We start from the raw sequence: 23,521 nt of genomic DNA on the forward strand, positions 1-23,521 counted from the left end.
TCCCCGGGAAGCACGCCGCCCCCTCACCCCAGCGCCGTATCCAGGAACATCATCACCGCGAAGCCGCCCATCAGGCCGACGGTGGCCGCCGTCTGGTGGCCGTTGCGGTGGGTCTCGGGGATGACTTCGTGCGACACCACGAAGATCATGGCGCCGGCGGCCAGGCCCAGGCTGACCGGATAGGCGATGGGCAGACCGCTGGCGATGCCCACGCCCACCAGCGCGCCCAGGGGCTCCATCAGGCCGGAGGCGACGGCGACGAGCACCGCCCGCGCGAGCGGCAGGCCGATGGCGCGCAGCGCCAGGGCCACGGCCAGGCCTTCGGGGATGTCCTGGATGGCGATGGCCGTGGTCAGGGGCAGCCCGACCGCCAGGTCGCCGTGGGCGAAGCCCACCCCGATCGCCATGCCTTCGGGCAGGTTGTGCAGCACGATGGCCAGCACGAACAGCCAGACGCCGCCGATGCGCGCGGCGGCCGGGCCATGGGCGCCCGAGCTTTCATGCCGATGGGGCGTGAAATAGTCCAGTCCCAGCATCAGCAGCACGCCCAGGCCCAGGCCGATCGTGACCGTCAGGGCCGCGCCCGCGCCGCTGTCCAGCAGTTCGCGGGCCGCGTCCAGGCCGGGCAGGATGAGCGAAAACGAGCTGGCGGCCAGCATCATGCCGGCGGCGAAGCCCAGCATGCAGTCCTGGGCGCGGGTCTCGACGGCGCGCAGGCCCAGGGCCAGCAGCGCGCCCAGCGCCGTGGCGCCGAAGCCGGCCGCCCCGCCCAGCACCGCGTACCCGAGGAACTCGCGGTTGCCCTCCGCGAACGATTCCGCGCCGCCGCTGAGCAGCAGCCAGAGCACGGCCAGCAGGGCCACGCCCAGGCCGAAGGCCGCCGCCCGGTGCTCGCGCAGCTGCCGGCGCCAGGCCTGGGCGAAAGGCGCCGGGGCCGCCCGCGCGTCACTCATCGGCCTGCGCCCCCGTCGGCAGGGCCGCCATGGCCTGGGCCACCGCCGCCGTCAGCCGCCGGGCGTACGGCACGTGCAGGAATTCGTTGGGGCCGTGGGCGTTGGACTGCGGCCCCAGGACGCCGCACACCATGAACTGCGCGGCCGGGAAGCCCTGACGCAGCAGGTTCATCAGCGGAATCGTGCCGCCCTGGCCGATGTAGCCGCAGGGCGCGTCGAAATGCCGCCGCGACGCGGCGGCCAGCGCATCGCGCAGCCAGGGCGCGGACTCAGGCGCGTTCCAGCCGCTGGCCACGCCCGGATCGGGCTGGAACAGGACGCGCGCCCGGTAGGGGGCGTCCTGCTCCAGCAGGCGCTTCAGTTCGTCCGCGGCCGCGCCGGCATCCACCAGCGGCGGCAGGCGCAGGGACAGCTTGAAGGCGGTGCGCGGCCGCAGCACGTTGCCGGCGCTGGCCAGGGGCGGCAGGCCTTCGGCGCCGGTGACGGACAGGGCCGGCCGCCAGGTGCGGTTCAGCAGGGCCTGCTGCGGGTCGGTCGCCATCGGCAGGACGACGCCGCCCTCGGCGCCGCAGCTCCAGGGGAAGCGCTTCCAGACCTCGTCGCCCAGGATGCGGGCGGCCGCGCGGGCCTGCTCGGCGCGCTCGGCCGGGATCTCGCAATGGAAGCTCGCCGGCAGCACGCGGCCGGTGCCGCTGTCCTCCAGCCGGTCCAGCAGGTGGCGCAGGATGCGGAAGCTGGAGGGCACCACGCCGCTGGAGTCGCCCGAATGCACGCCTTCGTCCAGCACCTGGACTTCGAGCGTGCCGGTGACGAGGCCGCGCAGCGAGGTCGTCATCCAGAGCTGATCGTAGTTGCCCGCGCCCGAATCCAGGCAGACCACCAGGGCGACGCGGCCCAGGCGGGGGCGCAGGGCGTCGATGTAGGGCAGCAGGTCGTAGCTGCCGGATTCCTCGCAGGTCTCGATCAGGCCGACGCAGCGCGGACGCGGCACGCCCTGGCGGTCCAGCGCCTCGATGGCGGTGAGGGAGGCGTAGACGGCGTAGCCGTCGTCGGCGCCGCCGCGGCCGTAGAGCCTGCCGTCGCGCAGCACCGGGGTCCACGGCCCCAGGCCGGCGCGCCAGCCGGAGAATTCCGGCTGCTTGTCCAGGTGGCCGTACATCAGCACCGCGCCGCCATCGTCCCGGCGCGTCGCGGGGGCCTCGAACCATAGCACCGGCGTGCGGCCCGGCAGGCGGACGACCTCGACCGTCAGGCCCTGGATGGGCCGCGTCCGCGCCCAGCGGGCGGCGTCTTCCACCACGCGGTCGATGTAGCCGTGGGCGGCCCAGTCGGCGTCGAAGGCGGGGCTCTTGGCCGGAACGGCGATGTAATCGCTCAGCGCCGGGAGGATTTCACGGTCCCATTGCGTGTCGACGAAGGACCGGAGGGCGGCGGGATCCGGTCCGGCGGGGATGGCGGCCAGCGGCGTGTCCATGATGTTTCCTGGGAATGCGTCCAAAGGACCATTTTACGCCCGGCTCCAAGCCCCCGGATGACGTGGGGGATGATGCGGGCCGGCCGTTTTCATGTCATCCTTGGGCGGCAAACCCATCCACAGGAGACATCACCATGGCAGATACCTGGCTCACCTCTCTCATCACCGCCACCCCCCAGGAAGGCTTTGAACTGGCCATCAAGCTGGCGCGCATGGGCGTCAAATACACCCAGCCCTCGGCCGAAGTCCGCGACAAGCTCCGCCCCGTCTACGGCGAGGACGCCAACGCCCTGATCGCCTCGTCGCAGGTGGTCGCCATCAACTTCCAGACCATCGCGGCCGCCAACGGCTACTGGAAATAGATGGACGAGCAGGTCCTGGCCGCCATGGCCCGCTGGCCGGATGTGCCGGCGGTGCGCGGCTGGCTGTCGCTGTCGGCACGCGGCCAGTGGCGCCTGCATCCGCGCGGGCGCGGCTGGGGCGTGCCGGACGAGGAACCCGGCGAAGCCATCACCAGCCCGCAGATCCTCGCTTTCATCGGCCGCAACTACCTGTCGGACGACGCCGGGCGCTGGTTCTTCCAGAACGGCCCGCAGCGCGTCTACGTGCGCCTGGACGGCGCCCCCTGGATCCTCGGCATGGACGCCGATGCGCAAGGCCGCCCGCAGCTGCGCACCCATACCGGCCGGGACTACGGTCCCGTCGCGCACTGGTGGCTGGACTCCGGCGGCCGGCTGTACGCCCGGTCGGCCCAGGGCGCGGGCCTGGTGTCCGACCGCGACCTGGCCCGCGTGGTCGAGGCCCTGCGCACGGCCGAGGGCCGGCCGCTGGACGACTGGCTGGAGCGGCCCGATCCCGCCGGCATCGCCGTGCGCCTGACCGGAGACGCCGGGACGGACCGCGCCGGAGCCGCGACGCCGCTGGGCCTGCTGGCGGACGGCGCGCTCGAAGCCACGCTGGGTTTCGTGCGCCGGCCGTAGCCCCGCCCGCGACACGCATCCGCATGGGACGGCGCGCATCGGACGGCACGCATCGAGCCGCCCGGCCCAGATTCGATGTGTCAGGCCAGCGCGGCCCCCAAGCACCGCACCGTGTCCGGACCCATGATCAGGGTTTTCCCGAAATCCGAGAAAAGTGCCATGTTCGGGTGGAAATGTACATCAGGAAAATTCACTAACATATTTACAATTTTCGTGAGTCGTTCATCCGCCATCCGATTCTTCCGACCCAGGAGACAACAGCCATGACAAGCACGAACCCCATGCTGGAACGCATCCAGTCCATCCTCCCCGAACTCGCCTCCCGCGCCGCCCAGTCCGAGCAGGAGCGCCAGGTGCCCGCCGAGAGCATCGCCCTGCTCAAGGGCACCGGCCTGCACCGCGCCTTCCAGCCCAAGGCCTACGGCGGGCTGGAAATGTCGCTGCCCGACTTCGGCCAGTGCGTCGTGGCCCTGGCGGGCGCCGACGCCGGCGCGACCTGGGCCTTCAGCCTGCTGTGCACGCACAGCCATCAGCTCGCCATGTTCTCCAAGCAGCTCCAGGACGAGCTCTGGGCCGAGAATCCCGATGCCACCGCCAGCAGCAGCATCGCCCCCTTCGGGCGCACGGAGGAGGTCGAGGGCGGCGTGCTGTTCAGCGGCGAGATGGGCTGGAGCAGCGGCTGCGACCACGCCGAATGGGCCATCGTCGGCTTCAACCGCATGAATCCGGCCGGCGAGAAGACCTACTGCTTCGCCGTGGTGCCGCGCAAGGACTACACCATCCGCGACGACTGGTACGCCGTCGGCATGCGCGGCAGCGGCTCCAAGACGCTGGTGCTGGACAAGGTCTTCGTGCCCGAGCACCGCATCCAGGCCGCCAAGGACATGATGGAAGGCCGCTCCGCCGGCTTCGGCCTGTACCCCGACAGCAAGATCTACTACACGCCGTACCGCCCCTATTTCGCCAGCGGCTTCTCGGCCATCAGCCTGGGGATCGCCGAGCGCATGCTCGAAGCCTTCAAGGAAAAGACCCGCAACCGCGTGCGCGCCTACACGGGCGCCAGCGTGGGCACGGCCACCCCGGCCCTGATGCGCCTGGCCGAGTCCACCCATCAGGTGGCGGCCGCCCGCGCCCTGCTCGAAAAGACCTGGGAAGACCACCGCGTGCACGGCGAGGCCAAGCGCTACCCGTCCACCGACACGCTGACCGCCTGGCGCACCAACCAGGCCTACGTGGTCAAGATGTGCGTCGAGTCGGTCGACCGCCTGTTCAGCGCCGCCGGCGCCACCGCCTGGTTCGAGACCAACGAGATCCAGCGCCTGTTCCGCGACAGCCACATGACGGCCGCCCACGCCTACACCGACTACGACGTGTGCGCCCAGATCCTGGGACGCCAGCTCATGGGCCTGGAGCCCGACCCCACGATGATCTGAGGAGGACCGCCCATGGACGCCCCGCACCCCGCCGAACCCGCGGCATTCGACCCCCGCATCCTGCGCAGGGCCTTGGGCAACTTCGCCACCGGCGTCACCATCGTCACGGCCCGCGCCGGCGAGGACATGGTCGGCGTGACCGCCAACAGCTTCAGCTCGGTCTCGCTCGACCCGCCGCTGGTCCTCTGGAGCATCGACAAGCGCTCGGGCAGCCTGCCGGTGTTCCGGCGCGCCAGCCACTTCGCCATCAACGTCCTCGCCATGGACCAGATCGAGCTGTCCAACCGCTTCGCCCGGCCGCACGAGGACCGCTACGCGGGCGTCCCCTGGCGCCCGGGCGAGGGCGGCTGCATCCTGCTCGAAGGCACCAGCGCCAACTTCCAGTGCGAGAAGGTCGAAATCATCGAAGGCGGCGACCACTGGATCCTCATCGGCCGGGTGCGGGCCTTCGAGGACCATGGCACGGCGCCCCTGGTGTACCACCAGGGCTCGTATTCCATGGTGCTGCCCCACCCCCACCGGCAGCCGCCGCAGGGCGCGGCCGCGGGGGAGCCGGCCGACGGCCTGCAGTCCCGGCTGGCCGACCATCCCTACTACCTGATGACCCAGGCCGTGCGCAGCTACCAGGAAAGCTACCAGCCCAAGCAGATCCAGACCGGCTGGCGGCCCGGCGAGGCGCGCCTGCTGATGATCCTGAACGACGGCCCCGCGCGGGACATGGCCGCGCTCACGCGCCAGGCCGACATGCCGCAGCACCAGGTCGAGCACACCCTGGATCTGCTGCGCAGCCGCGGCCTGGTCGAACGCACGCCCGAGGGCGTGGCGCTGACGGCGGCCGGCGCCACGCAGGTCCGCGGCATCTGGGCGCTGGCGCGCAGCCACGAGGAACAGGTCTTCGCCCGCTTCGACCGCGCGCAGGTGGAGAACTTCAAGCTGGTGCTCCGCGGCATCATCGCCGCGGCGGCCTGAGCGCGGGCCGAAACCCCGGCCGGCGCCCGGGAGCGCCGGGGTGCCCGGGAAGTCCCCGGGCCCGGCTCAGCCGGCGTCCGCCGGGCCCGGGCCCGCGGCCCGGCGTCCGGGCGCGCCGGCCATGCGCGCCCGGTAGCTGCCGGGCGATTCGTCGGCCTGCCGCAGGAAGAAGCGGCCGAAATAGGCCGGATCGTCGAACCCCAGCGCATAGCCCACCTGGCTGACGGCCTGGCCGGAATAGAGCAGCAGGCGGCGCGCTTCCTGCATCAGGCGGTCGTTGATCAGCCGCTTGGGCGGCTTGCCGGTCATGCGGCGGCACACCTCGTTGAGCCGCTGCTCGCCGATGCCCAGCTCGGCCGCGTAGCGGGACAGCGTCCAGTGCTCGCGGAAGCGGGCTTCCATCAGCGCGCTGAACTGCTGGAAGAGCTGCAGTTCCTCGCGGCACGGCGGGGGCGAGCCCAGGGCCTGGGAGGACAGGCGCAGCAGGCTGATGAAGATCAGGCGCGCCAGCAGCAGCAGGCTCTGGTCCCGGCCCGGCCGCCACCCGGCGTGCTCCCGGCGCAGCAGGTCGAACAGCTGGTCCATGCGGCGCGCCTCGTCGGCGTGTTCGCCTTCCAGCGCGCCGATCGACAGGCAGACGGGCGCGATCTGGGCGCCGCTCGCGGGCCAGACCGTGTCGTCGTGCGGCATCGGCCAGAGCGACTGCGGCCTGACGGTGAGGACGTGGCCGTCGGCGTCGTCGTCGGTCACGAACGCATGCAGGAACGCCGGCGGCGTGAGGAACACCATCGGCCCGCGCAGGCGGTAGAGGCCGTCCTCCAGCTGCACGCGCACCATGCCCTCCAGGACGTAGTGGACCTGGAAGAACTGGTCGTGCCGATGCATCGCCATGCTGCGCCCCAGCTGGCTGGCCAGGGTGCCGAGCGCTTCGTAGTGCAGGTCGGCATCCGCGTGATCCGGACCCGCGATGTGGCTCAGATCGAGATTGGGAATGTCCTGCCGCGACATGCCGTTTCCGGGGGAGTTGTCCAGGCGTCCATTCTACGCCGGATGCCGGGGGGTCCCGCCGGGCATCCCTGCCGGACGTTCCCGTCCGGCATGCACCCGGACATCCCGCCGGGACATCCCGCCCGGGCATTCCCGCCGGGCATCGACCGGGCACCCACGGAGGCGGTCGCAGGCTAAAATCGCCGCATGACTTCGTCCGATCCCGCCTTCTACCACCCCGCCCCCCGCTCCCAGCAGTTCTGCTCGCAGTGCGGCCATGCGCTCAGCCGGGAAATCCCGCCGGACGACAACCGCATCCGCGACCTGTGCACCCACTGCGGCGCGGTCCACTACCAGAACCCGCGCAACGTGGTCGGCGTGGTGCCGATCCTGGACGACCGGGTGCTGCTGTGCCGCCGCGCCATCGAGCCGCGCCACGGCAAATGGACGCTGCCGGCCGGCTTCATGGAACTGGGCGAGACCACCGAGCAGGGCGCCGAGCGCGAGAACCAGGAGGAATCCGGCGCGCGCATCCGCATCCGCTCCCTGCTCACGGTGATCGACGTGCCCTCGGTCAACCAGGTCCACCTGTACTACCTGGCCGACGTCCTGGGGCCGCATCTGGCGCCGGGACCGGAAACCCTGGAGGCCGCCTTCTTCGGCCTGGACGAGATCCCCTGGCGCGAGCTGGCCTTCCGCACCGTCAGCACGACGCTGGAGCACTACCTGCGGGACCGCGCCCTGGGCACGTTCCCCACCCACCACTACGCCATCGACCTGCGGTTCCCGGACTGAACGGCCGCACGGAACGGCAACCGCGCAGCCGCCATGACGCTCGCCTGGGTCGAAGACCGCGATCCCCTGCCCGACCCGGCCCGCGCGCCGGTGCCCGCCAGCGGCCTGGCGGCGGCGGGGCTGGACCTCTCGCCCGCCCGGCTGGCCGAAGCCTACCGCAAGGGCCTGTTTCCCTGGTACGGCCCCGGCGAACCGGTGCTGTGGTGGAGCCCGGACCCGCGCATGGTGCTGCGCTGCGAGGATTTCCGCGTCAGCCGCTCGCTGGCCAAGCGCGTCCGGCAGTTCGACCGGGCCGCCGGCGGTGAGCCCGTCCCCGAACCCGCCACCGGATCCGCCTCTGAGTCCGCCACCGGATCCGCCTCTGAGTCCGCCACCGGATCCGCCTCTGAGTCCGCCCCCGGATCCGCCTCTGAGTCCGCCGACCGCCCGCCGCGCACCGACGCCCCGCCCGCCCTGTGCGTCACCCTGAACCTGGCCTTTTCCGAGGTGATCGCCCGCTGCGCGCGGCGCGGCGCCCCGCGCATCGGCCTGGGCGCCGCCCGCGCCGGCCGGGACTGGGCCGAACCCGGCGCGGCGCAGGGCCGGGACGCCACCTGGATCACGCCGGACATCATGGCCGTCTATACCGCCTGGCACCGCATGGGCCGCGCCCACAGCGTGGAAACCTGGATCGGCGGGCGGCTGGCGGGCGGCCTCTACGGCGTGGGCCTGGGGCAGTGCTTCTTCGGCGAATCCATGTTCAGCCTGGCCGCCGACGCCAGCAAGGTCGCCCTGGCCTACCTGGTGCGCCACCTGCGGGCTCGGGGCGCGCCCTGGATCGACTGCCAGCAGGAAACACCCCACCTCGCCAGCCTGGGCGCGCGGCCCGTGCCCCGCGCGCGGTTCCTGGAGATGCTGGCGGCCGGCCGCGACGCGCCGGCCCCGCCCTGGGGGCGCGGGCGCCTGCGGGCCGACGGCGGCCTGGAGCCGCCGCCCGCGGGCTGGCGGGCGCGCTGACATACGGACGGCGCACCGACCACGGCCGGCGGGCCGCCGCGGGCCGCCACAAGCCGCCGCGGGCCGCCCGGCGCTGGCCTTCGCGCGCCGCCGGTGCCACAATGAATCGGTCGCCACTCTGGGGGCCCTCCGGTCCGGAGGATCCCGGGCCCGATCCATGAGCAATCCCAGCGAATCCATCTTCCGCCGCCTGCAGTTCTACACCACGGCCAGCTATCCGTGCAGCTACCTGCCCGGGCGCATGGCGCGCTCGGAGGTGGCCGCCCCCACCCACCTGGTGGACGAGGCCGCCTATGCGCGGCTGATCGAGCAGGGATTCCGCCGCAGCGGCCTGTTCACCTACCGGCCCGCCTGCGAGCTCTGCCAGGCCTGCATTCCCATCCGCATCGACGTCGGGCGCTTCCGCCGCGACCGCACCCAGGGCAAGCTCTGGCGCCGCCTGCAGCCCGTGCTGAAGGCGCGCCTGGCGCCGCTGCACTGGGACGCCCGGCATTTCGACCTGTACCTGCGCTACCAGAAGCGGCGCCACCCCGGCGCCGGCATGGACCAGGACGACCAGGCCCAATACACCCAGTTCCTGCTGACCAGCCGGGTCCATTCCGAAATGGCCGAATTCCGCGACGACGGCGGCGCGCTGCGCATGGTGGCCATCATGGACCGCGTGGACCACGGCCTGTCGGCGGTCTACACCTTCTACGATCCCGACTGGCGCGCCAGCCTGGGCACTTACGGCATCCTCTGGCAGCTGGACTACGCCGCCCGCCTGGGCCTGCCCTGGCTGTACCTGGGCTACTGGATCGGCGAAAGCCGTAAAATGGCCTACAAATCGCGCTTCAGGCCGCATCAGATCCTGCGCGGCGGCGTCTGGACCGAACCGCCGCCGGACGGCGACTGAGCCCGGGCCGGCGCGCCGCGTCCCCACCCAACCGATCCGTCTTCGCCCCATGTCCCTGCTGTTCCAAGCCTATCCGCTGGCGCGCGCCGCCCTGTTCTCCATGGACCCCGAACAGGCCCACGAATGCACGCTGCGCGCGCTGCAGCGCAGCCAGGGCTGCGCCCTCACGCGGCTGCTGGCCGCGCGCCAGCCGGTCCTGCCGCGCACCGTCATGGGCCTGCCGCTGCGCAATCCCGTCGGCCTGGCGGCGGGCCTGGACAAGAACGGCGCCTGCATCGACGGCCTGGCCGCCCTGGGCTTCGGCTTCATCGAGGTCGGCACCGTCACGCCGCGCGCCCAGCCCGGCAATCCGAAGCCGCGCATGTTCCGCCTGCCGCGGGCGCGCTGCCTGATCAACCGCATGGGCTTCAACAACGACGGCCTGGACACCTTCGTCGCCAACGTCCAGCGCAGCCAGTGGCGCCGGCACGGCGGCATCCTGGGTCTGAACATCGGCAAGAACGCCGACACGCCGATCGAGCGCGCCGTGGACGACTACCTGCTGTGCCTGGACGGCGTGTACCCCCACGCGGACTACGTCACGGTCAACATCTCCTCGCCCAACACGCGCAACCTGCGCAGCCTGCAGAGCCACGACGCGCTCGACGCGCTGCTGGGCGCCCTGCGGGAACGCCGCGAGGCCCTGGCCGACCGCCACGGCCGTCGCACGCCGCTGGTGGTCAAGATCGCGCCCGACCTGGCGGCCGAGGAAATCGACGCCGTCGCCGAACTGGTCCCGCGCCACGGCATCGACGGCATCATCGCCACCAATACCACCCTCGCGCGCGAGGCCGTGCGCGGCCTGCCCCACGAGGACGAGGCCGGCGGCCTGTCCGGCCCGCCGGTGCACGCCCTGTCGCTCGCCGTGATCCGCCGCCTGCGCGAGCGCCTGGGCCGGGAAACCGCGATCATCGGCGTGGGCGGCATCGAATCCGGCCGCCAGGCGGTGGAAAAGGTCCAGGCCGGGGCCGACGCGGTGCAGCTCTACACCGGGCTGATCTACCGGGGGCCGGCGCTGGTCGCCGAATGCGTGCGGGCGCTGGAAGCCGCCTGAGGGCCGCGGCCCCGCCCTGTCCAGCCGCCGCTGGCGGCGCCGGCGACGGAGCCGATGAGGGGGCCTTCCATGGGGCGGGCGATGGAGCCGGCGGCGAGGCCGGCGCCCCGGCGCGCGGTCAGCGGCGCTCCGCGCGGGGCACGCCCCACGGATTCGCCGCCTGCAGCGGTTCGGGCAGGAAGGCGTCGGGGATGTCCTGGTAGGCCACCGGCCGCAGGAAACGCAGGATGGCCGCCGTCCCCACCGAGGTGCCGCGCGGATCGGAGGTGGCCGGGAACGGCCCGCCATGCACCATGGCGTGACAGACCTCGACGCCCGTCGGAAAGCCGTTGGCCAGGATCCGGCCGGCGCTCAGTTCCAGGACCGGCATCAGGGCGCGGACCAGGGCGTCGTCGGGGCCGGGCTCCAGGTGCAGCGTCGCCGTCAGCTGGCCTTCGACGGACCGGGCGACCCGCAGCATTTCCGCCTCGTCGGCGCAGCGCAGGATCAGCGCGCACGAGCCGAAGACTTCCTGGCCCAGGCCCTCGGGATCGTCGATGAACGCGCGGGCGCGGGCCTCCAGCAGGGCGGCCCGGCACTGGTTGGGCGCCTGCGGCGCCGGACCGCGCGCCCGCACCGCCACCCCCGGCCGCTCCGACAGGCGCTGCACCCCTTCGGTATAGGCCCGGTGGATGGACGGGGTCAGCATGGTGCCGGGCGCGCCTTCGCGGATGCGCCCGGCGGCCGCGTCGATGAACGCGTCCAGGTCGGGGCCGTCCAGGCCGACCAGCAGCCCGGGGCAGGTGCACAGCTGCCCGGCGCTGCCCAGCAGCGAGGCGGCGAAGCCTTCGGCCACCGCCCGGGCGCGGGCCTTCAGGGCGCCGGGCAGCAGATAGACGGGATTGATGCTGCTCATCTCGGCGTAGACCGGAATCGGCTCCGGCCGCGCGGCGGCGGCCCGCATCAGGGCGAGGCCGCCCGAGCGCGAGCCGGTGAAGCCGACCGCCTTGATCCGCGGATGGCTCGCCAGCGCCAGGCCAATGCCGTGATCGGCGCCGAACAGCAGCGAAAACACGCCCTCGTGCAGGCCCTGCGCCTGCACGGCCGCCCGGATGGCGCGCCCCACCAGTTCGGAAGTGCCCGGATGGGCGGGATGCCCCTTCACCACCACCGGCGCGCCGGCGGCGAGCGCCGAGGCCGTATCCCCGCCCGCCACGGAAAAGGCCAGGGGGAAGTTGCTGGCGCCGAAGACGGCCACCGGCCCCACCGGCACATGGCGCATGCGGATGTCGGCGCGCGGCAGGGGCGCGCGCCCGGGCTGCGCGTGGTCGATGCGCACGCCATGCCAGTCGCCCGCCTCGACCACCTCGGCGAACAGTTCCAGCTGCCTGACGGTGCGGCCGCGCTCGCCCTCCAGGCGGGCGCGCGGCAGGCCGGTTTCCCGCATGGCGCGCTCGATCAGGACATCGCCCAGCCCCATGATGCGCGCGCCGATCTCGCGCAGGAAGGCCGCCCGGCGCGCCGGGGTCCCGGCCCGGTAGCTGGCAAAGGCGTCATGGGCCAGGCGCGCGGCCGCATCGACGTGAGCCTGGCCGCCGCCCCCGTAGGCGGGTTCGAGCGTTCCGCCCGTGGCCGGATCCACCGCCCGGAAAGCGGGCTCCGTCCCCGCGACGTCGTCATGGCCTATCAGCATGGTGCCGGTGATCTGCATCTGCAATTCCTTGGAATTCCTTGGGTTCGTCAAACTCGGGCTCGTCAAAAAACGAGGCTGGGGAAAGATGAGGCCGGACATTCCTAATGCGCCAGCGGCCGCTCGCGCATCGCCCGGATGAACAGTTCCGCCACGGCCGTGGGCATGCCCCCCTTGCGGGTCACGATGCCGAAGGTATTGGCGGGGATCTTCAGCGTCACGGGCAGGATCCGGATCATCTCCACCCGCGCGAACATGCGCGCCACGTCGGTGGGCAGCAGCGCCACGACGTCGATGCTCTTCTGCAGGATCGCGATGGTGGCGAAGGTGGAGTCCGTCTCGATGGTGTGGGTGGGCGTGGGCAGGCCGGCCAGGTCCATTTCCTTTTCGAGCAGCACGCGCAGCGGCATTTTCTTCGGATAGACCACCCAGCGATAATCCCGCAGCAATTCAAACGGCATTTCGCCGGACACCTCGGGATGGCGGCCGCCGGCCACGACGGAAATGGGCTCGTCGCTGATCGGGAAATAATTGTATTCATACGGCTCCGGACTCACGCTGGAGCGGCCGATCACCAGATCCAGCTGGCCGCCGTCCAGCAATTCGAGGAGATGGCGGCTGGTGCCCTCGACGATCTCGATCGACAGATTGGGATGGGCCGTGCGCAGCCAGTGCAGGGCGGAAACCAGGATTTCCGGAATGGCGCCCATGATGGTGCCGATCGCCAGCCGGCCGCCCGTGCCCGACTGGATCTCGGACACCTCGCGGCAGAAATTGTTCAGCTCGGTGGTGATGAGCCTGGCATAGCGGATGGCGCAATGCCCCATGGCATTGGGCACCAGGCCCACCTTGGTGCGCTCGAACAGGGTGGCTTCCAGCATTCCTTCGATTTCCTGCAGGGCCTTGCTGGCGGCCGACTGCGTCAGAAACATGACGCTCGCCGCCTTGTGCAGGGATTTATATTCACTCAATGCGATCAGCAGCTGCAGCTGTTTTATGCGCAGTTTACCAATCACCATCTTCAATGTGCGGTCCGCAGCATTCATAATATTCATCACCACATGCAAAATATTCTTTTACGGCAATATGACGGGCATGCCTACAATCCTGCCATGCAATTCGATCAATTCGATCAATTCAATCCCCAGGCAATTTAACCACAGGCAGGAAAATGCGCTTGATTCAATTCATCGACGCGGCGGGACGGCGCCGCGTCGGCATGCCCGCCGCGGACGGCCGGCGCATCGACGTCGTCCGCGGCGTCTCGTCCACCTACGAACTGGCCATGGCCGCCATCGGCGCCCGGCGTACGCTGGCCGCTGAAATCGCCGCGCGCGGCCGGGATCCGGCGGACGAATCCTACCCCGACCTGCTCGCCGGGCTGCGCGTCCTGGTGCCGCTGGACCACGAGGACCCGGCGCACTGCCTGGTGACCGGCACGGGCCTGACCCACCTGGGCAGCGCCGCCACGCGCGACAAGATGCACACCGACCAGTCCGCCGTGGAAACCATGACCGATTCGATGCGCATGTTCCGCTGGGGCCTGGAAGGCGGCCAGCCGCGGCGGGGCACGCCGGGCACCCAGCCCGAATGGTTCTACAAGGGCGACGGCGGCATCGTGGTGCCGCCCGGCCACCCCATACCCTACCCCGATTTCGCCGAAGACGCCGGCGAGGAACCGGAAATCGCCGGCCTGTACGTCATCGGCGACGACGGCCTGCCCTATCGGCTGGGCTTCGCCCTGGGCAACGAATTCTCGGATCACGTCATGGAGCGCAGGAATTATCTCTACCTGGCGCATTCCAAACTGAGATTCTGCTCCTTCGGACCGGAATTGCGCGTCGGCGAAATGCCGCGGGATATTCGCGGCACCAGCCGGATCCGGCGCGACGGCAAAATCCTGTGGGAAAAACCGTTCCATTCCGGGGAAGGCAACATGAGCCACACCCTGGAAAATCTTGAATACCATCATTTCAAATACATGCAGTTCCTGCGCCCCGGCAGCGTGCACGTGCATTTCTTCGGCACCGCGACCCTGTCGTTCGCCGACGGCATCCAGACCCGGCCGGGCGACGAATTTGAAATCCACGCGCCCGAATTCGGCGCGCCGCTGCGCAATCCGACCCGCCAGGAACCGGCCGCGCCCTATATGCCGGGGAACACCGTCCCGCTCTGAACCACCCGCCCGGGCGACGCGCCGCCGCCGGAGCAAGCCGGAACGGGCCAAACGAGTCAAAGCGGGCCGGAACGGGAGGGCGGCGTTGAAATTCCGCCGTCCCGGACCCGCCCCGCGATCATGGTTTACCCTAGGGCGGACGCGGGGGCCCTGCATCGAATCCCGCGTATTTCCGGCCGCCGGACGCCACCATTCCAAAAAGCGTTCAGCCGACCACAATTATTCAATAGACAGGGAAAACGGGTCTCATGGACACTGGCTTCCCGTGAGGCAGACAAGCACCCATCACCAGAGTCATTCAATATGGACTACGGTTTCGATTTCAGTTTTCTGGACGAGTTCTGGCCCAGCCTGCTCGACGGCCTGTGGGTCTCGATCAGGATGGCGGCCGTCTCGCTGTGCGGCGGCTTCGTCCTGGGAGTGCTGCTGGCGGTCGCCCGGGGCCACGGCAGCCGCCTGGTCCGCCACCTGGCCGGCGGCTTCGTCGACCTGACCCGCAACACGCCGCTCATCGTCCAGACCTTCTGGCTGTTCTTCGGCCTTTCCGCCCTCGATGTCCGCGTCCCGGCGTTCTACGCCGCCGTCGTGGCCCTGGCGATCAACACCTCGGGCTACACCTGTGAGATCGTGCGCGCCGGGATCGATTCGGTGCACGCCGGCCAGAAGGAAGCCGCCGCGTGCCTGGGCCTGAGCCCGCCGCAGATCCTGCGCTACGTCGTGCTGCCCCAGGCCATCGAGAAAATGTACCCGTCGCTCATCAGCCAGTTCGTGCTGATGATGCTGGCCACCTCGATCATGTCGGAAATCTCCGTCGAGGAGCTCACGGCCATCGGCTACCAGATCCAGAGCCAGACCTTCCGCGGCTTCGAGGCCTACCTGGTGATCGCCGCCATCTACCTGATCATGTCCTGGCTGCTGCGGGTGGTCATGACCTTCTGCTACAACGTCGCCTTCCCGAAGCAGCGCCACATGAGCGCGCAGTCCCGCGCCGCCGCGCGCCGGCAGCCGGGTCGCGGCAAGCCGGGCGGCACCGCCATGAACGGAGCGAAGCCATGATCCTGGGCGTCACCTACAGCCAGTGGCTGTTCATCCTGACGGGCGCGGGCTGGACCCTGGTCCTCTCGGTCCTGGGCTTTCTCGGCGGCACCGTGGTCGGCCTGCCCGTGGCCATCGGCCGCGCCTCGAAGAACCGCCTCTTCAGGCTGCCGACGGCCGCCTATGTCAAGCTGATCCAGGGCATCCCGCTGCCCGTGATCATGTTCATCGTCTACTTCGGCATCAGCATCGCCGGCTACGACCTGCCCGCGCTGGTGGCGGCCGGCATCGCCATGACGCTGTATTCCAGCGCCTTCCTGGGCGAGATCTGGCGCGGCTGCATCGAGGCCATTCCCCACACCCAGTGGGAGGCGTCCGACTGCCTCGGCCTGAACAAGGCGCAGACGCTGGCCCACGTGATCCTGCCCCAGGCCTTCCGCATCGCCATCCCGCCCACGGTGGGGTTCCTGGTCCAGATCGTGAAGAACACCTCGTACGCGGTGGTGATCGGGTTCTTCGATCTCACCTATTCGGCGCGCGTCATCAACAACTCGACCTTCAAGCCGTTCGTCGTCTTCACCGTCGCCGCGCTGATCTACTTCGCGCTGTGCTACCCGCTTTCCATCCTGTCGTACCGACTGGAACGCAAGCTCAAGCGGCATTCCAGATAATGGGGAACACCATGAATCCACGCGTCCGGTTCCAGAACGTCCGGAAATCCTATGGCGACACCGAAGTCCTGAAGGGCATTTCCTTCGACGTCTTCAAGGGCAACGTCGTCGCGCTCATCGGCCAGAGCGGCTCGGGCAAGAGCACGGCCCTGCGGTGCATCAACGGCCTGGAAGAGATCAACGGCGGCGAGCTGTACGTCTGCGACCGCGCGCTGCACGAGAAGGACTGCGACATCGCCGCGCTGCGGCTGCAGGTCGGCATCGTGTTCCAGAGCTACAACCTCTTTCCCCACCTGACGGTGGAGAAGAACATCACCCTGGCGCCGCGCAAGGTCCGCCGCATGGGCCACAAGGAAGCCCACGAGCTCGCCCTGCACGTGCTCGGCCAGGTCGGCCTGGCCGACAAGGCCAACGCCTACCCCGAGCAGCTCTCGGGCGGCCAGCAGCAGCGCGTGGCCATTGCCCGGTCGCTCGCCATGCAGCCGGAGCTGATGCTGTTCGACGAGGTGACCTCGGCCCTGGACCCGCAGATCACCGGCGAGGTCCTGAAGGTGATCGAGGGCCTGGCCCGCGACGGCATGACCATGGTGCTGGTGACCCACGAGATGGGCTTCGCCACGGCCGTGGCCGACCAGATCATCTACATGCGCGACGGCATCGTCTGGGAGGCCGGCGACGGCGGGCTGCTCAAGAACCCCAGGACCCCCGAATTGCAGCAATTCATCAGCAACGGCCTGTGAGCCGACCGCAGCACCACCACAACGACCGGAGAGACCTATGCAAACCCTCAAGCACTTTTCCCAAGCCGCCCTCTGCGTCCTGGCCCTGGCCTGCGCGGCCGGCGCCCAGGCCAACCAGCTGGAGGACATCCAGAAAAAGGGCGAGATCACCATCGGCGTGGACATCAGCGCGCCGCCCTACGGCATGGTGGACGAGAACGCCAAGCAGACCGGCTTCGACATCGACGCGGCCCGCCTGCTGGCCGAGTCCCTGGGCGTGAAGCTCGTCGTGGTGCCCGTCACGGGGCCGACCCGGGTGCAGTTCCTGCGCACCAAGAAGGTCGATGCGATCATGGCCTCGTTCTCGATCACCGAGGAGCGCAAGAAAGTGATCGACTTCTCCGACCCCTACGGCGTGGTCCCCGTCGTCGTCGGCGGCCCCGCGAGCGAGAAGATCGAGGGCCCGCGGGATCTGTCCGGCAAGGCCATCGCCGTGACGCGCGGCACGACCAGCGACAAGATCATCACCGACAGCACCAAGGACGTGCCCGACGTGACGATCGTGCGCTACCAGGACGACGCCACGACCAACACGGCCGTGATGACCGGCCAGCAGAAGTACATCGTGGCGGCCAGCAGCGTGCTACCGGAAATCAAGAAGACCAGCCCGAACACCGACATCGCCTTCAAGTACACCGCCGTCAGCTTCCCGATGGGCGTCGGCATCCGCCAGAACGAGCCCGAGTTCAAGGCCCGCGTCAACGAATGGGTCGCGGCCAACCTGAAGAACGGCAAGTTGAACAGCATCTACCAGAAGTACTTCTTCGGCCAGTCCCTGCCCGAGGAAATGCTGAAGTAAGCGCCACCCCGGCCGCGGCCCCGGGACGACCGGGCCCACGGCCCCTCACGAGATCCAGACCATGCCGAACAGCCCCCAGTTTCTGATCCTCAACCCCGCCGACGACGTCATGATCGCGCTGCGGGAACTGCCCAAGGACGCGCTCGTCAACAGCATCCCGCTGCTCGACGCCATCCCCTCCGGCCACAAGGCCGCCCTCAGGCCGGTGCGCCAGGGCGCGCCCGTGCGGCGCTACGGCCAGGTGATCGGCTTCGCCACGCGCGACATCGCCGCCGGCCAGCACGTGCACGTGCACAACCTGGCGATCGGGGAATTCGAGAAGGACTACCGCTATTCGGAAGACTACGCGCCGACGCGCTTCGTCGAGACGCCGGACACCTTCATGGGCATCGTGCGGCCCGACGGGCGCGTCGCCACGCGCAACTACATCGGCATCCTGACCTCGGTGAACTGTTCGGCCACCGTGGCGCGTGCCATTGCCGACCGGTTCCGCCGGGAGATCCGCCCCGAGGCGCTGGAGCCCTACCCCAACGTGGACGGCGTGGTCGCCCTAACGCACGGCTTCGGCTGCGCCATCGATGCCGCGGGCGAAGGCCTGAGGATCATGCAGCGCACGATCGCCGGCTACGTGCGGCACCCGAACTTCGCCGGCCTCCTGGTCATCGGCCTGGGCTGCGAGACCAACCAGATCTCGGCCATGATGAAGGCCCAGGCGCTGGAAGAAGGCCACAACCTCCAGACCTTCAACATCCAGGACGCGGGCGGCACGCCCAAAAGCATCGCCAAGGGCGTGGAGATCATCCAGGGCATGCTCGCGCAAGCCAACCGCGTCGAGCGCACTCCCGTCCCCGTCAGCCACCTGAAGATCGGCCTGCAGTGCGGCGGCTCGGACAGCTATTCGGGGATCACCGCGAACCCGGTGCTGGGCGCGGCCATGGACATCCTGGTGCGCAACGGCGGCACGGCGATCCTGTCGGAAACGCCGGAAATCTACGGCGCCGAGCACCTGCTGACCTGCCGCGCGGCCAGCCCCGCGATCGGCCGCAAGCTGGTGGACGTGATCGACTGGTGGAAGGACCTGTGCGAGCGCAACCACGCCTCGCTGGACAACAATCCCTCGGCGGGCAACAAGGCCGGCGGGCTGACGACGGTGCTGGAGAAATCCCTGGGCGGCGTGGCCAAGGGCGGCACCACCGGCATGATGGAGGTCTACCAGTACGCCGAGCCGGTCGAGGCCCGGGGGCTGGTGTTCATGAACACCCCCGGCTACGACCCGATGTCCGCCACCGGACAGGTGGCCGGCGGCGCCAACATGATCTGCTTCACGACCGGCCGCGGCTCGGCCTTCGGCTGCGCCCCCGCGCCTTCGCTGAAGCTGGCGACCAACACCGCCCTGTGGAACCGCCAGCAGGACGACATGGACTTCAACTGCGGCACGGTCGTCGACCAGGGCGCCGACATCCGGCAGCTGGGCCGCGAGTTCTACGACATGATGCTGCGCTGCGCCTCGGGCGAGCCCTCCAAGAGCGAGCTCTACGGCTACGGCCAGAACGAGTTCGTGCCCTGGCAGCCGAGCGTCATCACCTGATCCGATCCCTCTCTTTTCCTCTTTTTCCGCCGCCTGGAATTTCCCCGATGTCATCCGATCGTTACCAAAAGGCCCGCTACAAGGGCGTCTACCCCGTCGTCCCGACCATTTTCAAGGACGACGGATCGCTCGACCTGGAAGGCCAGCTCCGCTGCGTCGATTTCATGATCGACGCGGGCTCCGACGGGCTGAGCCTGCTGGCGAACTTCTCCGAGCAGTTCTCCCTGACGGACGAGGAGCGCCGCATCCTGACCGAGGCCATCCTGAAGCACGTGGCCGGCCGCGTCCCCGTCATCGTCACCACCTCGCACTACAGCACCGACCTCTGCATCCAGCGCAACCGGCACGCCGAGGCCTTCGGCGCGGCCATGGTGATGGTGCTGCCGCCCTACCACGGCGCCACCATCCGCTGCGACGAGGCGCGCGTGCACGAATACTTCTGCCGCCTGTCCGACGCCGCCGGCATCCCCATCATGGTCCAGGACGCCCCCATCAGCGGCACGCCGCTGTCGGCTCCGGCGCTGGCGCGGATGGCGCGCGAGATCGAGCACGTGCGCTATTTCAAGATCGAAAGCGCCGGGGTCGCCGGCAAGCTGCGCGCCCTGATCGAACTGGGCGGCGACGCCATCGAGGGCCCCTGGGACGGCGAGGAATCCATCACCCTGCTGCCCGACCTGGACGCGGGCGCCACCGGCGCCATGACGGGCGGCGGCTATCCGGACGGCATCAAGGCGATCTTCGACGCGCACGTCGCGGGCGACCGCGAACAGGCCGTCGCGCTCTACCAGCAGTGGCTGCCGCTCATCAACTACGAGAACCGGCAGACCGGCATCCAGACCAGCAAGATCCTGATGAAGGAAGGCGGCATCATCGGCTCGGATCACGCGCGCCATCCCTTCCCCACCGCCATTCCCGCGATCCGCGCCGGCCTGCTGGACGCCGCCCGCCGGCTCGATCCGCTGGTGCTGCGCTGGGCGGCCTGAACGGCGCCCGCGCATCCTCTCCCCCGGGCCGGTCCTTTGCGCCACTGGGCCGTCCCGGTCCAAAGCGCCGCCGAAGCGCCCCCGCGAATGCCGTAGAATGTGCTGGCTCCAGCGGAGGAGGAAGACAGGGCGGCGCCCACGCGGCCGTTCCGGACACCATGCAGAGGACGGACCCCATGGAAAAGGCAGGGCTCAAGACGACAGCCGAGCGCCCGACGGCAAGCCAGACCCTGGTGCGCGGCCTCGACGTCATCGAGGCCGTCTCGGCCGACGGCGCCAGCGACATCACCACGATCGCGGCCCGCACCGGCATGACCTACAGCACGGCGCACCGCATCGTCTCGGCGCTGATCCAGCGCCAATACCTGAAGCGCGTGCCCGGCAAGGGCTACCGCCTGGGCAGCAAGCTGCTGGCGCTGGGCTTCCAGGCCTACAGCCAGGTGGACCTCACCCCCGTGGCGCATCCCTTTCTCGAACGCCTGGCGCGGCAGACCCACGACACCGTGCACCTGGCCTGCGAAGAACTGGGCAAGGTGTTCTACCTGGACAAGATCGCCAGCCGCCGCCCGGTGGAAATCAGCTCCCGCATCGGCGGCATGAAGCCGCTGATCTCCACCGGCGTGGGCAAGGCCCTGCTGCTGGACGGCTCCGTGCGCTCCTGGGGCGCGCTGTACGACGCCGATGCCCAAAGGCTGGGCTTGGCCATGCCGCGCGACCAGTGGCTGGACATGATGCAGGAATACGCCCGGCACGGCTACACCTACGACCTGGGCGAGGACGAGCCCGCGATCCGCTGCGTGGCCGCGCCCATCCGGGACGCCAGCCACAGGATCGTCGCGGCCCTCAGCGTGTCGAGCACCGCCGACTACATGCCGCCCGAGCGCATGCGCGAGCTGGTGCCGGTGGTGGTGGCGACCGCGCGCCAGATCAGCGCCGAACTGGGCAACTAGCCGGGCCGCCTCGGCCCCATCGGCAACCGCGCCGGCTCCCGTTTCAACCCCGAATTCATTCCTCTCCAGGCACCCCCATCCCTGTTCCTGTCCCATTCCTATCCACGAGGATTCTTTGTTCTCAATATGTGAGAGTCAATCTCATCTATTGAAAAAATCATCGGACTCTCCTAAAATTTCCGCACGGCCGCAGCCTGGCTGGACCGCCGTCATGGGCATGTGAGCGCGCCTCCCATGACCCTCATCTCGCACACGGATAATTGGAGTTCGCCATGACAAAGAAGCTACGGGCCGCCATCATCGGCCCCGGGAACATCGGCACCGACCTGCTGGCCAAGCTGATGCGCAGCGAATGGATCGAGCCGGTCTGGATGGTCGGCATCGACCCGCAGTCCGACGGCCTGAAGCGGGCGCGGGAACTGGGCCTGAAGACCAGCGACCAGGGCGTGGACGGCCTGCTGCCCCACGTGCTGGAGGACGACATCCGCTTCGCCTTCGACGCCACCAGCGCCTACGTGCACAAGGCCAATTCCGACAAGCTCACCGCGCTGGGCGTGCGCATGATCGACCTGACCCCGGCGGCCATCGGCCCCTACTGCGTGCCGCCGGTCAACCTGGCCGAGCTGGTGGGCCAGGACCAGCAGAGCGTCAACAACGTCAACATGGTGACCTGCGGCGGGCAGGCCACCATCCCCATGGTGTACGCCATCTCGCGCGTGCAGCCGGTGGAATACGGCGAGATCGTGGCGACCGTGTCGTCCCGCTCCGCCGGTCCGGGCACGCGCAAGAACATCGACGAATTCACCCGCACCACGGCCGGCGCCGTGGAACGGGTGGGCGGCGCGAAGAAAGGCAAGGCCATCATCATCCTGAACCCGGCCGAGCCGCCGATGATCATGCGCGACACCGTGCACTGCCTGACGGAGACCGAGCCCGACCAGGCGGCCATCACCGAATCCATCCGGCAGATGCTGGAGCAGGTGCGCAAGTACGTCCCCGGCTACCGGCTGGTCAACGGGCCGGTCTTCGACGGCCGGCGCGTGTCGGTCTACCTGGAGATCGAAGGCCTGGGCGACTACCTGCCGAAGTATTCCGGCAACCTGGACATCATGACGGCCGCCGCCGCGCGCACCGCCGAGCTGATGGCCGAACACATGCTGCAAGGCGCCGCGCAGGCCGCCTCCACCGCCCTCTGAGGAGCAGAACCATGACCCAAGAACGCAAGAAGATCACGCTGCACGACATGACGCTGCGCGACGGCATGCATCCCAAGCAGCACCGCATCACGCTGGAGCAGATGCGCGCCGTGGCCGCCGGCCTGGACGCGGCCGGGATGCCGCTGATCGAAGTCACCCACGGCGACGGCCTGGGCGGCGCCTCCGTCAATTACGGCTTCCCCGCGCATGCGGACGAGGAATACCTGCAGACGGTGCTCTCCGTGGTGAAGCACTCGAAGGTCTCCGCCCTGCTGCTGCCCGGCATCGGCACCACCGACCACCTGCGCATGGCGCACGACCTGGGCGTGCACACCATCCGCGTCGCCACCCACTGCACCGAGGCCGACGTCTCCGAGCAGCACATCACCGAGGCCCGGCGCCTGGACATGGACACGGTGGGCTTCCTGATGATGAGCCACATGAACAGCCCCGAAGGCCTGGCCCGCCAGGCCAGGCTGATGGAAGGCTACGGCGCCAACTGCATCTACGTGACCGATTCCGCCGGCCACCTGCTGCCCGAGACCGTGCGCGCGCGCCTGCTGGCGGTGCGCGACGCCCTCAAGCCGGAGACCGAGCTGGGCTTCCACGGCCACCACAACCTCGCCATGGGCGTGGCCAACAGCATCGCCGCCATCGAGGCCGGCGCCACCCGCATCGACGCGGCCTGCGCGGGCCTGGGCGCGGGCGCCGGCAACACGCCGATGGAAGTGCTGGTCGCCGTGCTGGACCTGATGGGCATCGACACCGGCATCGACGTCTTCAAGATCCAGGACGTCGCCGAGGACCTGGTCGTGCCGATGATGGACTTTCCCATCCGCATCGACCGCGACGCCCTCACCCTGGGCTACGCCGGGGTCTACGGGTCCTTCCTGCTGTTCGCCAAGCGGGCCGAGCAGAAATACGGCGTGCCCGCGCGCGAGATCCTGGTCGAAATGGGCCGCCGCGGCATGGTGGGCGGCCAGGAGGACATGATCGAGGACACGGCGCTGTCCATGCTGGCCCGGCGCGAGAAGCAGGTCGTCACCGCCTGATTCCGTCGCCGCCTGATCTCGTCGCCACCCGGGCCCGTCGCCGCCCGG

The 23,521-nt window shown here is 69.7% G+C and carries 23 protein-coding genes; 18 read left to right on the plus strand and 5 right to left on the minus strand.

Annotated features, from left to right (window positions below; all coding sequences use genetic code 11):
* Positions 1-23 precede the first annotated feature (23 nt).
* Entirely contained in the window at positions 24-953 is a 930-nt protein-coding gene (locus BN940_RS13830) for a ZIP family metal transporter (RefSeq protein WP_043683973.1), read from the minus strand.
* Positions 946-2,427, minus strand: a complete 1,482-nt coding sequence (locus BN940_RS13835; RefSeq protein WP_043683975.1) for a M20 family metallopeptidase — start codon at positions 2,425-2,427, stop codon at positions 946-948. Before BN940_RS13835 ends, BN940_RS13830 begins: the two co-directional genes overlap by 8 nt.
* A gap of 134 nt (positions 2,428-2,561) precedes the next feature.
* Between BN940_RS13835 and BN940_RS13840 the strand changes: the two genes are divergently transcribed.
* The 4 genes from BN940_RS13840 to BN940_RS19940 all read left to right on the plus strand — a co-directional run bounded on the left by BN940_RS13840 (position 2,562) and on the right by BN940_RS19940 (position 5,809).
* Positions 2,562-2,789, plus strand: coding sequence for a hexameric tyrosine-coordinated heme protein (locus BN940_RS13840; protein ID WP_043683977.1), 228 nt, complete (start codon positions 2,562-2,564; stop codon positions 2,787-2,789).
* Positions 2,790-3,407: a DUF2946 family protein gene (locus tag BN940_RS13845; protein ID WP_043683978.1), complete on the plus strand. Its 618-nt coding sequence runs from the start codon at positions 2,790-2,792 to the stop codon at positions 3,405-3,407. It begins immediately after the preceding gene.
* Between the two features lie 263 nt (positions 3,408-3,670).
* Entirely contained in the window at positions 3,671-4,840 is a 1,170-nt protein-coding gene (locus BN940_RS13850) for a p-hydroxyphenylacetate 3-hydroxylase oxygenase component (protein ID WP_043683980.1), read from the plus strand.
* 12 nt (positions 4,841-4,852) lie between these two features.
* Positions 4,853-5,809: a p-hydroxyphenylacetate 3-hydroxylase reductase component gene (locus BN940_RS19940; RefSeq protein WP_043683982.1), complete on the plus strand. Its 957-nt coding sequence runs from the start codon at positions 4,853-4,855 to the stop codon at positions 5,807-5,809.
* A 66-nt stretch (positions 5,810-5,875) separates the two neighbouring features.
* Here the strand turns inward: BN940_RS19940 and hpaA are convergent, their stop codons facing one another.
* Positions 5,876-6,817: a 4-hydroxyphenylacetate catabolism regulatory protein HpaA gene (gene hpaA, locus BN940_RS13860; RefSeq protein ID WP_052355882.1), complete on the minus strand. Its 942-nt coding sequence runs from the start codon at positions 6,815-6,817 to the stop codon at positions 5,876-5,878.
* Between the two features lie 186 nt (positions 6,818-7,003).
* Here hpaA and BN940_RS13865 point away from each other — a divergent pair, with 186 nt between their 5' ends.
* From BN940_RS13865 to BN940_RS13885, 4 genes are all read left to right on the plus strand, one after another.
* Positions 7,004-7,591 (plus strand): NUDIX hydrolase, encoded by a 588-nt coding sequence (locus tag BN940_RS13865; RefSeq protein WP_043683983.1) that lies wholly within the window; start codon positions 7,004-7,006, stop codon positions 7,589-7,591.
* Between the two features lie 33 nt (positions 7,592-7,624).
* A complete protein-coding gene (locus BN940_RS18650) occupies positions 7,625-8,587 on the plus strand; it encodes a leucyl/phenylalanyl-tRNA--protein transferase (protein ID WP_052355883.1) in 963 nt (320 codons plus the stop codon).
* Positions 8,588-8,744: 157 nt separating this feature from the next.
* Entirely contained in the window at positions 8,745-9,482 is a 738-nt protein-coding gene (locus BN940_RS13880) for an arginyltransferase (RefSeq protein ID WP_043683986.1), read from the plus strand.
* Positions 9,483-9,531: 49 nt separating this feature from the next.
* Entirely contained in the window at positions 9,532-10,575 is a 1,044-nt protein-coding gene (locus tag BN940_RS13885) for a quinone-dependent dihydroorotate dehydrogenase (RefSeq protein WP_043683988.1), read from the plus strand.
* Between the two features lie 118 nt (positions 10,576-10,693).
* On the opposite strand, the gene BN940_RS13890 is transcribed toward BN940_RS13885, so the two are convergent.
* A complete protein-coding gene (locus BN940_RS13890; RefSeq protein ID WP_043683990.1) occupies positions 10,694-12,265 on the minus strand; it encodes an aldehyde dehydrogenase (NADP(+)) in 1,572 nt (523 codons plus the stop codon).
* An 83-nt stretch (positions 12,266-12,348) separates the two neighbouring features.
* On the minus strand, positions 12,349-13,299 hold the full coding sequence (locus BN940_RS13895) for a LysR family transcriptional regulator (protein WP_338075613.1): 951 nt from the start codon (positions 13,297-13,299) through the stop codon (positions 12,349-12,351).
* A gap of 116 nt (positions 13,300-13,415) precedes the next feature.
* On the opposite strand from BN940_RS13895, the gene araD1 reads away from it, so the two are divergent.
* The 10 genes from araD1 to dmpG all read left to right on the plus strand — a co-directional run bounded on the left by araD1 (position 13,416) and on the right by dmpG (position 23,473).
* Positions 13,416-14,420: an AraD1 family protein gene (gene araD1, locus BN940_RS13900; protein WP_043683994.1), complete on the plus strand. Its 1,005-nt coding sequence runs from the start codon at positions 13,416-13,418 to the stop codon at positions 14,418-14,420.
* Positions 14,421-14,723: 303 nt separating this feature from the next.
* Positions 14,724-15,476: an amino acid ABC transporter permease gene (locus tag BN940_RS13905; protein WP_084330701.1), complete on the plus strand. Its 753-nt coding sequence runs from the start codon at positions 14,724-14,726 to the stop codon at positions 15,474-15,476.
* Complete coding sequence (locus tag BN940_RS13910) at positions 15,473-16,126, plus strand: amino acid ABC transporter permease (RefSeq protein ID WP_043683996.1); 654 nt, start codon at positions 15,473-15,475, stop codon at positions 16,124-16,126. Before BN940_RS13905 ends, BN940_RS13910 begins: the two co-directional genes overlap by 4 nt.
* An 11-nt stretch (positions 16,127-16,137) precedes the next feature.
* A complete protein-coding gene (locus tag BN940_RS13915) occupies positions 16,138-16,866 on the plus strand; it encodes an amino acid ABC transporter ATP-binding protein (RefSeq protein ID WP_043687401.1) in 729 nt (242 codons plus the stop codon).
* 37 nt (positions 16,867-16,903) lie between these two features.
* The gene (locus BN940_RS13920) at positions 16,904-17,704 is read left to right on the plus strand and encodes a transporter substrate-binding domain-containing protein (protein ID WP_043683998.1); all 801 of its coding nucleotides are present in this window, start codon (positions 16,904-16,906) and stop codon (positions 17,702-17,704) included.
* Positions 17,705-17,765: 61 nt separating this feature from the next.
* The gene (locus tag BN940_RS13925; protein WP_052355884.1) at positions 17,766-19,292 is read left to right on the plus strand and encodes a UxaA family hydrolase; all 1,527 of its coding nucleotides are present in this window, start codon (positions 17,766-17,768) and stop codon (positions 19,290-19,292) included.
* 47 nt (positions 19,293-19,339) lie between these two features.
* Positions 19,340-20,275, plus strand: a complete 936-nt coding sequence (locus BN940_RS13930) for a dihydrodipicolinate synthase family protein (RefSeq protein WP_043684002.1) — start codon at positions 19,340-19,342, stop codon at positions 20,273-20,275.
* A 176-nt stretch (positions 20,276-20,451) separates the two neighbouring features.
* Positions 20,452-21,225, plus strand: coding sequence for an IclR family transcriptional regulator (locus BN940_RS13935; protein ID WP_043684003.1), 774 nt, complete (start codon positions 20,452-20,454; stop codon positions 21,223-21,225).
* A 272-nt stretch (positions 21,226-21,497) separates the two neighbouring features.
* On the plus strand, positions 21,498-22,421 hold the full coding sequence (locus BN940_RS13940) for an acetaldehyde dehydrogenase (acetylating) (protein ID WP_043684005.1): 924 nt from the start codon (positions 21,498-21,500) through the stop codon (positions 22,419-22,421).
* Positions 22,422-22,432: 11 nt separating this feature from the next.
* The gene (dmpG, locus tag BN940_RS13945) at positions 22,433-23,473 is read left to right on the plus strand and encodes a 4-hydroxy-2-oxovalerate aldolase (protein ID WP_043684007.1); all 1,041 of its coding nucleotides are present in this window, start codon (positions 22,433-22,435) and stop codon (positions 23,471-23,473) included.
* Positions 23,474-23,521: the final 48 nt, after the last annotated feature.

The sequence above is a fragment of the Castellaniella defragrans 65Phen genome (assembly GCF_000612685.1).
Classification (GTDB): Bacteria; Pseudomonadota; Gammaproteobacteria; order Burkholderiales; family Burkholderiaceae_B; genus Castellaniella; species Castellaniella defragrans.